This is a genomic window from Actinoplanes sp. NPDC051470, from assembly GCF_040682035.1.
GTDB lineage: Bacteria > Actinomycetota > Actinomycetes > Mycobacteriales > Micromonosporaceae > Actinoplanes.
The window spans coordinates 38,666-47,517 of record NZ_JBFBAA010000048.1; the positions used below are offsets into that span (position 1 = coordinate 38,666).

The 8,852-nt window shown below is 71.6% G+C and carries 10 protein-coding genes; 4 read left to right on the forward strand and 6 right to left on the reverse strand.

The window, feature by feature from the left end; translation table 11 throughout:
- The first annotated feature begins 6 nt into the window (after positions 1–6).
- Positions 7–909, forward strand: a complete 903-nt coding sequence (locus AB0M54_RS44705; RefSeq protein ID WP_364478811.1) for a LysR family transcriptional regulator — start codon at positions 7–9, stop codon at positions 907–909.
- Positions 910–974: 65 nt separating this feature from the next.
- Positions 975–2,549: a Na+/H+ antiporter gene (locus AB0M54_RS44710; RefSeq protein ID WP_364478814.1), complete on the forward strand. Its 1,575-nt coding sequence runs from the start codon at positions 975–977 to the stop codon at positions 2,547–2,549.
- Between the two features lie 111 nt (positions 2,550–2,660).
- Here AB0M54_RS44710 and AB0M54_RS44715 read toward each other — a convergent pair whose 3' ends face one another.
- Both AB0M54_RS44715 and AB0M54_RS44720 read right to left on the reverse strand, forming a co-directional pair.
- A complete protein-coding gene (locus AB0M54_RS44715) occupies positions 2,661–3,422 on the reverse strand; it encodes a hypothetical protein (RefSeq protein WP_364478817.1) in 762 nt (253 codons plus the stop codon).
- A 10-nt stretch (positions 3,423–3,432) separates the two neighbouring features.
- A complete protein-coding gene (locus tag AB0M54_RS44720) occupies positions 3,433–4,878 on the reverse strand; it encodes a metallophosphoesterase family protein (RefSeq protein WP_364478820.1) in 1,446 nt (481 codons plus the stop codon).
- A 71-nt stretch (positions 4,879–4,949) separates the two neighbouring features.
- On the opposite strand from AB0M54_RS44720, the gene AB0M54_RS44725 reads away from it, so the two are divergent.
- Positions 4,950–5,558, forward strand: a complete 609-nt coding sequence (locus AB0M54_RS44725; RefSeq protein ID WP_364318009.1) for an RNA polymerase sigma factor — start codon at positions 4,950–4,952, stop codon at positions 5,556–5,558.
- A complete protein-coding gene (locus AB0M54_RS44730) occupies positions 5,555–6,535 on the forward strand; it encodes a CU044_5270 family protein (RefSeq protein WP_364478823.1) in 981 nt (326 codons plus the stop codon). The genes AB0M54_RS44725 and AB0M54_RS44730 overlap by 4 nt, the downstream gene beginning before the upstream one ends.
- Before the next feature lie 181 nt (positions 6,536–6,716).
- On the opposite strand, the gene AB0M54_RS44735 is transcribed toward AB0M54_RS44730, so the two are convergent.
- The 4 genes from AB0M54_RS44735 to AB0M54_RS44750 form a co-directional block, all read right to left on the reverse strand.
- Positions 6,717–6,920, reverse strand: a complete 204-nt coding sequence (locus AB0M54_RS44735) for a hypothetical protein (RefSeq protein ID WP_364478826.1) — start codon at positions 6,918–6,920, stop codon at positions 6,717–6,719.
- 112 nt (positions 6,921–7,032) lie between these two features.
- Complete coding sequence (locus AB0M54_RS44740; protein ID WP_364318006.1) at positions 7,033–7,338, reverse strand: hypothetical protein; 306 nt, start codon at positions 7,336–7,338, stop codon at positions 7,033–7,035.
- A gap of 96 nt (positions 7,339–7,434) precedes the next feature.
- Positions 7,435–7,983, reverse strand: a complete 549-nt coding sequence (locus AB0M54_RS44745; protein WP_364478829.1) for a hypothetical protein — start codon at positions 7,981–7,983, stop codon at positions 7,435–7,437.
- Positions 7,984–8,368: 385 nt separating this feature from the next.
- Positions 8,369–8,800, reverse strand: a complete 432-nt coding sequence (locus AB0M54_RS44750) for an EAL domain-containing protein (RefSeq protein ID WP_364478831.1) — start codon at positions 8,798–8,800, stop codon at positions 8,369–8,371.
- Between the last annotated feature and the right edge of the window lie 52 nt (positions 8,801–8,852).

Genomic DNA, 8,852 nt, shown 5'->3' on the forward strand with positions numbered 1-8,852 from the left:
TCAACGATGCCCGACCTGGAACTGCGTGAGCTGCGGCTGTTCCTCGTACTCGCCGAGGAACTGCACTTCGGCCGCGCGGCCGACCGCCTCGGCCTCACCACCTCGCGCGTCAGCCAGACCGTGCGCGCCATCGAGCGGAAGCTGGGCGATCAGCCGCTGTTCCGCCGCACCAGCCGCGTGGTCGAGCTGACCGAAGCCGGGCGTACGCTGCGCGCCGAGCTCGCCCCCGCGGTCGCCGGCCTCGACCGGGTGCTGCGGACAGCCGCGTTCCGGGCCCGCGGGCCGGGTGTGGTTCGCGTGGGGCTGCTGAACGCCGCCTCCGGGGTGAGCATCCTGAGCCGGGCCGTCGAGCGGTTCGAGGCCAGGTACGCCGGTGCCACGGTACGGCTGAGCACGACGCCGTTCGACGACCGCCTCGGGCCGCTACGCCGACGCGAGGTCGACCTCGTCGTGACCCGCCTGCCCCTCGACCAGCCGGACATCGTCGTCGGCCCGGTGCTGACCGCCGCCGACCAACGGGTGGTGATGCTCGGCCGGAGCCATCCGCTCGCCGGCCGCGCCGATCTGTCCGTCGAGGACCTGGCCGGCCACGACGTCCGGCGCCCCTACGGACTCACCGCGGAGCAGGCCGAGGCCACCTGCCCGGCCAGGACACCGTCCGGGCGGCCGATCCGGTTCGTCGACGCGCCGGTCGACGACAACGCCGAGCTGCTCTACCTGCTCGCGCGGGGCCGCCTCGTGCACCCGACGGTGGCGCCCTTCGCCAAGCACTTCCAGCACCCCGACGTGGTCGCCATCCCGCTGCGCGACCTGCCACCCTCCGCCTGTGCGCTCGCCGCCCTGAGGGACGTCGCCGACCCGGATCGCGACGCCCTGCTCGCCATCGTCGGGGAACTGTCCCCGAGCTGAGCGCCGCGCCGGTCGGCGTCCTGACCAGCGAGCCTGCGGCCGGCGGGGACAGGCAGAATGAGCCGGTGGAATCTCTGCTGCTGATCGTCGTGCTCGCTGCCGTCGTGCTGGTGGGCACGGTCATCGGCCGCCGGTTCAGTGTCGCGCCGCCGATTCTGCTGATCACGTTCGGCTGCCTGCTGGCGCTGATTCCCGCCCTGGCCGAGGTGCGGCTGCCGTCCGAGGTCGTCCTGCTGCTCTTCCTGCCGGCCATCCTCTACTGGGAGAGCCTCAACACCAGCCTGCGCGAGATCCGGGCCAACCTGCGCGTCATCATCCTGTCCGCGGTGGTCCTGGTCGTCGTCACGATGGTGACGGTGTCGTACTCGCTGCAGGCCCTCGGGGTGGCGGCCTCCGCGGCCTGGATCCTGGGCGCCGTGCTGGCGCCGACCGACGCCGCCGCGATGGCCGGCCTCGCCAAGCGGATGCCGCGCCGCACGCTGACCACGCTGCGGGCGGAGAGCCTGATCAACGACGGTACGGCGCTGGTGCTGTTCGCGGTGGCGGTGGGGGCGCTGGTCGCGGGGGAGATTCCCGGCCCGGTCGAGCTGTCGGCCCAGCTGCTCTGGTCGTCGGCGGGCGGCATCCTCTCCGGGGCGCTGGCCGGCGGCCTGGTCGTGCTGGCCCGCCGGCATCTCGACGACCCGCTGGTCGAGGGCGGCCTGAGCATCCTCACGCCGTTCCTCGCCTTCCTGCTGGCTGAGGTCGGCCACGCCAGCGGGGTCGTCGCCGTCGTCGTCTCCGGGCTGATGCTCGCGTACGCCGGACCGCGGGTGATCCGGGCCCGGTCGAGGGTGCAGGCCTTCGCGTTCTGGAACCTGGCCACCTTCATGCTCAACGGCAGCCTGTTCGTGCTGGTCGGGATGCAGATCCCGGAGGCCGTCAGGGGCATCTCGGGACGGTCGTTCGGCCCCGCCGTCGGCATCGCGCTGGCGGCCACCGCGGTGGTCATCCTGACCCGGCTGGCCTGGGTGCACGTGTCCACGGTGATCGTGCGCACCGTCGACCGTCGTGCCGTGCAGCGCGCCCGCCGGGTCAACTGGAAGGTCCGTACCGCGAGTGGCTGGACCGGTTTCCGCGGCGCCGTCTCCCTGGCCGCGGCGCTGGCCGTACCGGTCACGCTGGCCGACGGCACCGCGTACGCCGAACGTGATCTGATCGTCTTCACCACCGTGGTGGTGATCGTGCTGACGATCCTGCTGGAAGGCCTGACCCTGCCGCTGGTGATCCGCTGGGCCGGCCTGAACGGCGACGAGACCCGGGCCGACGAGACGCGCGAGGCCCGGCTGGCCGCCGGACAGGCCGCGCTCGACGTGCTGCCGGAGGTCGCCCGGTCGCTCGGAGCGCCGGACGACATGGTCGACCGGGTCCGCGCCGACTACGAGGACCACCTCGAGATGGCCCGGGCCGACACCGACCCGGCGGCCCAGCGGTACGAGGAGCTCGAGCACCGGCTGCGGCTGGCCGTCCTGGACAACAAGCGCCGGGCCGTCACCCGGATGCGGGACCTGAACAAGATCGACGACATCGTGCTGCGCGACCTGCAGGCGGCGATGGACATCGAGGAGCTGCGCCTGCTCGGCCCGGCCGATTCCGACTGACTGGTCGGTAACAACGTCGGCGGAGGAGCCGCGCCTGCTCGGTCGGCCTGTTAGTTACCAACTAGTCGGTAAGAGCCTGCTAGTTACCAACTAGTCGGTAAGAAATATGGGTCAGAGCTCGATCTTGTGCCCGGTGTGCCAGAAGCCCTCGATCGGGGCGGCGTTGCGGTCGCCGTAGTACGGGTGCCACCACTTGGCGGCCTGCCAGACCGCCTCGGGACAGCTGGCCCGGCTCTCCAGCGACGGCGTCAGGTCGTAGCCGGCGGCGTTCAGCAGCGACTCGATCATCGCCGCCGACGGGATGCCGCGGCCGTCCAGCAGCGGGTTGCCCGCGTGCCCGACGCCCCAGAGGAACGCCAGCCACTCCAGCAGCAGCTCGGTCGCGTCCAGCACCGAGCGCTGCTTCTGGTAGCGCTCCAGCACCGAGATCTGCCCGGCGGTGGTCGGCGCCTGCCACACCTCGGCGGCGACCGGCAGCCGCAGCAGGGCGATGTTGGGATGGTGTACCGCGTCCTCGTACGTGCCGAGGCGGCCCCGCTGGAGACCGTTGGTGGTCGTGGGGACCGCGAAGCCGGCCGGCGGCTCGAACGAGATCTCGTACAGCGTGGTGCTCGCCGGATCGTCGCCGACCGGGCCCAGCAGCGCCACGTGGGACCAGTAGCTCGGGGTCAGGTCGTGCCTCAGGTGGGACTGGGCCACGCGCAGGCGGAACGGGAGGTGGCCGCGGCTGCCGATCAGCAGGACCAGCGTCCCGTCCTCGCGGTTCAGCCCGTTGCGGACCAGCCACTGCACGTTGTCCTCGCCGTCGCGGCGGCGGGAGCGGTCGAAGCTGGACGACTCGGCCGCGGCGGTGGAGCTGAGGATCTTGAGCACGGGTGGCCCCTCAGAAGGTGGGTGACAGGCGGATGGGATCAAGGTCATGGCGTACGGACGCAGCGCCGTCGGTGGCGGCCATCCAGTACGTGATCAGCAGCTCCAGGCCGAACCCGGACTGCCGGAAGGCGAGCTGGGTGAGGTGGTTGCCCTTCTCGCCCGCGCGCGGGTAGATCGTGGACGTAGCCAGCTTGGGCGCGCCGTCGACCTGGATGGTCGCCGGGGGCGCGGCGGCGGCCCGGTGCCGGTACCAGGGATCGTCGCGTTGCCGCCGCACGGCCGCCAGCTGGTCCAGCCCGGGCGTCGTCACCAGGGACACCGGCGACGAGATCACCTCGTACACCTTGGCCTCGGGGTTGCCGATCTCCTCGGCGAGCACGACCCGGCCGTAGTGGACGTCCCCGGTCAGGCACAGGACGGGACGGCCGCGGCGGGCCAGGCCGGTGATCGTCCGCATGATGGCCGGATGGTCGCCGTAGTCGGCCAGCCCGCGATCGCCGAACGTGCCCTTCAGCCAGCCGGCCGCGCCCTGCAGCAGCGACTGGCCGGTCACGACCACCCCGAAGCGGCCCTCGTCCCCGACCCGCCGCGCCCAGGCCTCGAACTGCGCCAGGCCGCCGGGTGGCAGCGTCGATCGGCGGTCACGGTCGCGGAACGTGCGGTTGTCCATCAGGAAGAACGACAACGGGGGTACGTCGAGCTCCAGCAACGGGCGATACCCGCCGGGCGTGCTGAGCTGGAAGGCCTCGTACATCTGCCTGGCCGCGGTGTACCAGTGGTCCCGGAAGCCGGGGATCAGGCTCTGGAAGGCGGTCGGGCTGCCGTGCGGCGCGTTGTTCCAGTACTCGTGATCGTCCGGGATGGACGCGGCCGGCGCCGAGTGCAGGATCTCGGCGTAGCCGCCCGGCCCGCCCCAGTTCGCGACGTAGTCCTCCTCGAACTTCGCCGCCAGCTCGGCCTGACCGGTGTGGAAGTTCCGCAGCGCCGGCAGGTCGAGATACACCTGATCGCCCATGAGCAGCGTCAGGTCGGGGCGGTGGACCGGCGGCAGGCCGCGGACCAGGTCGCCGGCGAAGCCCCGCTTGTCCTCGTGTCGGTAGAAGCACGACGCCAGCAGCACGTTGAACGCCTCGAACCCGCCGCCCGCCGGCACCGCGGCCGGCAACGTGCGGAGGGTCAGGACGTCGGAGAAGGTGGTGCCCGAGTCGCTGACCCGGACGGTGTAGGTGGTGTCGGGAGTGATCCCGGTGCGGAACTCGTACACGCCGGTGAACGCCCGCGGCCCGGCGGCCGAGGGCCGCGCGCCGGACAGCGCCCGGACGGGCACGGGGGTCGCGTCGGCGCCGTTCAGCTGCCATCGCAGAGCCAGCGGCACGGTGGCGCCGAACACGCCGATCCACACCTGCACCACCGGGTCACGGGTCGCCCGCGGATGAAGAACCAGGATCAAGGTCATCAGCTCCGGGCCCAGCGTACGGTGTGATGGCCGTCACCGGAACTCGCGTCGTCAAGCGGACAGGAACAGGTGTGTATCGCATTCTCCGCGCACGGCTCCGGGACGGCGACGCCGAGGCGTTCGGGCAGGTCTTCGACGACCACGCCCGCGACGTCCATCGGCACGCGCTGCGGACGACCGGCTCCTGGAGCACCGCCGAAGACGTCGTCTCGCTGACGTTCCTCGAGGCCTGGCGGCTCCGGGAGACCGTCCATCCGGACGGCGACAGCGTGCTGCCGTGGCTGTTCGGCATCGCCACCAACGTGCTGCGCAACACCCGCCGGGCCGGCCGCCGGCACAGTGCCGCGATGGATCGGATGCGCAGTGAGACCGTGCCCGACTTCGCCGACGAGGTGGTCGACCGGATGCGCGACGCCGAGCGGCTGGCCGCCGCGGTGGCGGCGTTGCGGCGGCTGAAGCCGGCCGAACGGGAGGTGTTCGCGCTCTGCGTGTGGTCCGGGCTCGACTACGCGCAGGCGGCCGAAGCTCTGGGCGTACCCATCGGAACTGTTCGGTCCCGGTTGTCGCGAGCCCGCACGCGACTACGCGACCTCACGGAACGGGAACTCGCTCCGCGCCGCGGACAGGAACCAGGTGGCCGCACTCCCGCGGCCCGGTCGCTTCAGGAGGGAAACCGATGAACGACACGCCCCGACCCGAGCTGCTCCCGGCGCCGGAGGTTCCCGACCTGCCCGACGACCGCCATCGCGAGCTCAAGGACGCGTTCATGCAAACCATCACCGAGGTACGCCCGCAGCCGGCCCGGCGCCGCTGGCCGATGATCGCCGTGCCGGTCGCCGCCGCCACGATGGCCATCGCGCTGATCACCGTCGTCGCCGTGAACCGCCCGACCGACCGCGGCCCGGAGGAAACCGTGGCCGCCCCGATCGTGGCCATCGACCCCGGCAACGCCAAGGAGGCCCGCGCGATGTTCGACCGGCTCGCGCTCGCCGCCGGCGCCCGCCCGGCCACCTCGGTCGGCTCGGGCCAGTTCGTGTACGTCCGCAGCAAGGTGGCGTGGCTGGTCTTCGCGGAACCGTTCGACGAAAGTGACGGCTCGCAGAGCGCCGGCGAAGACCCGCAGAAGCTCGACAAGGTGCACAGCCGGGAGATCTGGCTGCCGGCCACCGCGGGCAGCAAGGGCCTGATCCGCGAGCGCGGCGAGACGTTCGGCCTGGAGGGCGCGCGGACCAACAGCTCGTACGCGGAGATGCCGACCGAACCCGGCGCGCTGCTGCGCAAGATCTACGCCGAGACCAAGGGCCAGGGCGACGACCCGGACGACGTCGCCTTCGACTACATCGGCGAGGCGCTGCGCGAGAGCATCCTGCCGCCCTCGCTGGCCGCGGCGCTCTACCGCACCGCCGCCGAGATCCCCGGCGTGGTGCTGGTCAAGGACTCCGTCGACGCGGCGGGCCGGCACGGGGTGGCGGTCGGCCGGACCGACACCCTGGGCGAGCGTACGGAGTGGATCTTCGACCCCCAGTCGTACGAATACCTGGGCGAACGTTCCTACCTGGTGCGTGACACGAAGGTCGGCAAGGCCGGCATGCTCACCGCCACGACCGCGGTCCTCGAACGCGCCGTCGTCAACAAGCCCGGCGCCGAACCCCAGTGACGACCTGATCGTCGGCCAGATCGACGACGGCGGGCGCTGCGGTGGACAGGCGGTCGGCCGCGTCGGAAAGCTCGGTGGACGCCGGCCGACGCGCTTCGCCCGCCGGCCTCTACCGGGCCGACGCCGCGCCCCGGCGGGTCCTGATCACCTGCGGGGGCACGGTCGATCGGCGGCAGCTCGTTCAGCGGCCGAGTCCGGCCCGGTCGACCTTGCGGTGGAACCGCATGCCGGCCAGACCACCGAGGATGGCCCCGATCAACGCGGCGATCAGGGCGAGGACCAGGGCGATGATGGCGCCGGTGGTGGCGTCGTCGCTGCTGACGGGCAGTTGCGGGAACCCGCCGACCCGGTCGAGGACCAGCACCGCCGGTCTTTGCCGTCGCATGCCCTTCGGTCGATGCGCTAAACGAAAGGGGGCTCGGGTGTTGGCCGGCTCGGCGTTTGGCGAGGTCCGCGGGTTGAACGCCTTCTTCGTCAGGTGCCGGCGCACCGGCGGGTCAGGCGGCCGGTTGGAGCAGGACGGCATACAGGTCGTCGGGGCCTGGTTCGTGGACGTTGCCTTCGCCGTCGCGTCCGATCGGGAGGTGCTCACCGGAACGGGGGAGGTACCAGCATGGCTGCGCGTCGGCCAGCGGTGAGCAATCCGCACCGTCCCGGTCCGGGCGGGCCACGACCACGACTGCGTCGTCGGGCAGGTCGGTGATGATCTCGCGCAAACCGGCGACCGTCACCGCGCCGATGGTGAACAGGGGATCGACGCGTGCGTTCTGATCGCGTACGTAAGTGTTCTCCTCGGCGCTCATCCGGCCTCGTTCCTGAGATCAAGACGTTCCATCCGCCGCGGCCCCGAGGTCGTCGTACGCCTCGAAGACACCGCGGTGGACTCGTGTTTACACGTGTTAGCGGGTGAACCGGGCCAGAATGCCCTTCTTCACCGCTGTGGGCCGCTGCTGCTCGCCGGCCAGGGAGCTGACGACGATCAGCGCTCCGGTCAGCGCGGGCACGATCCACTGCATCACGGAGAGCTTCTTCTGCGCCTTGGCGACATCCTCCGGGGTGCTCGCGGCGGCCTCGGTGCCGGCCAGCGCGGGTACCGAATTGTCCTTGGCGACCTTCCGGCCGAGCAGCCGGCTGTATCCGGTCGCCGCCAGGGCGGCCACGGTCAGACCGGTCTTGGCCAGCGCGGTCGCGCCGGCGCCGCGCTGGGCGACCAGTCGGGACCGGTTACCGATGAGCTCGCCGACGCTGCCGGCCAGGTGGGCGCCGATCGCGGCGGCGTTGACCGGGGTCCACTTGTTCCAGCCGGTGTTGGTCACACGGCCGGTGCCGTTGGCAGTGTCCGCTTCCGCGGCGGCGGGGTTGAGTGAGACGGCGTTGGCCAGGGTGCCACCGAACCAAGCGGCCAGGCCGACGTCGTGCAGAGATCGGGATACGGTGTCTTGCGGCAAGATGTCCTCCGGACTCGAGATGGTGTTGAGCCTCGGCTACCCCTCAGCTGCCCGGATATACCGATTCGACCGCGGCCTCGCAACGGGCCCTCGCTCGGCTCGGCCTCATCGCCGGCGGATCACCGCGGCCGCGGTGTGCGGTCACCGACCCATATCTCGCCGCGGCCACGCGCTCGGTGGTGAGCTTGGCGATCGTCTGGAACCGCTGATCCATGCGCTCCGAGTGGACCGGGGTGCTCGCCAGGGTGGTGATGGCGGTCTCCAGGAGAGCTGGTCCCGGCGGAGGTGGTGTGGTCTTGGCCGGGTTCCTCGAGGGCGGGCACTGCTGGATCCTCGGCAGCGGTGGCCCACGGTGTACCGCATCGTCACGCCCCGACCGGGCTGGTCAGATCCGGTGACGTGGGTCGGGCAAGGATCGCGGGCGCGTCCCGCTTCCCGGCGGCGACGCAGAGCCGGCGTGCAGAAGGGCCGCGATGGCCGGCGCGCCGGTCGGCCGGGCGAGCAGGAATCCCTGGCCGTAGTCGCAGCCGAGGGCCTTCAGGGTGGCGTGTTGCGTGCCGGTCTCGATGCCCTCGGCGGTGACGGTCAGGTCGAGGTCGTGGCAGAGCTGGATGGTGCGGTGGACGACCGCGGTGGCCGCGGAGTTGCCGGTGTCGTTGAGGCCGGTGACCAGCTCGCGCGCGAGTTTGACGGTGGCGATGGGCAGGTGGGACAGCGCGGCCAGGTTGGCGTGACCGGTCCCGAAGTCGTCGATCGCCAGGTGGATGCCGCGGCCGGCTAGGCCCGTATTCCGCAGGTCGGCGATCGTCAGCACCATTCCAGCGGATTGACGTCGAGCAGGTCGAGGATTTCGAGTTGCAGGGGTGTGG

Excerpts from the sequence above, each read along its gene's own strand:
- AB0M54_RS44705 (WP_364478811.1), top strand. The coding sequence starts at position 7 with ATGCCCGACCTGGAACTGCGTGAGCTGCGGCTGTTCCTCGTACTCGCC.
- AB0M54_RS44720 (WP_364478820.1), bottom strand. The coding sequence starts at position 4,878 with ATGACCTTGATCCTGGTTCTTCATCCGCGGGCGACCCGTGACCCGGTG.
- AB0M54_RS44735 (WP_364478826.1), bottom strand. The coding sequence starts at position 6,920 with ATGCGACGGCAAAGACCGGCGGTGCTGGTCCTCGACCGGGTCGGCGGG.
- AB0M54_RS44730 (WP_364478823.1), top strand. The coding sequence starts at position 5,555 with ATGAACGACACGCCCCGACCCGAGCTGCTCCCGGCGCCGGAGGTTCCC.
- AB0M54_RS44740 (WP_364318006.1), bottom strand. The coding sequence starts at position 7,338 with ATGAGCGCCGAGGAGAACACTTACGTACGCGATCAGAACGCACGCGTC.
- AB0M54_RS44750 (WP_364478831.1), bottom strand. The coding sequence starts at position 8,800 with ATGGTGCTGACGATCGCCGACCTGCGGAATACGGGCCTAGCCGGCCGC.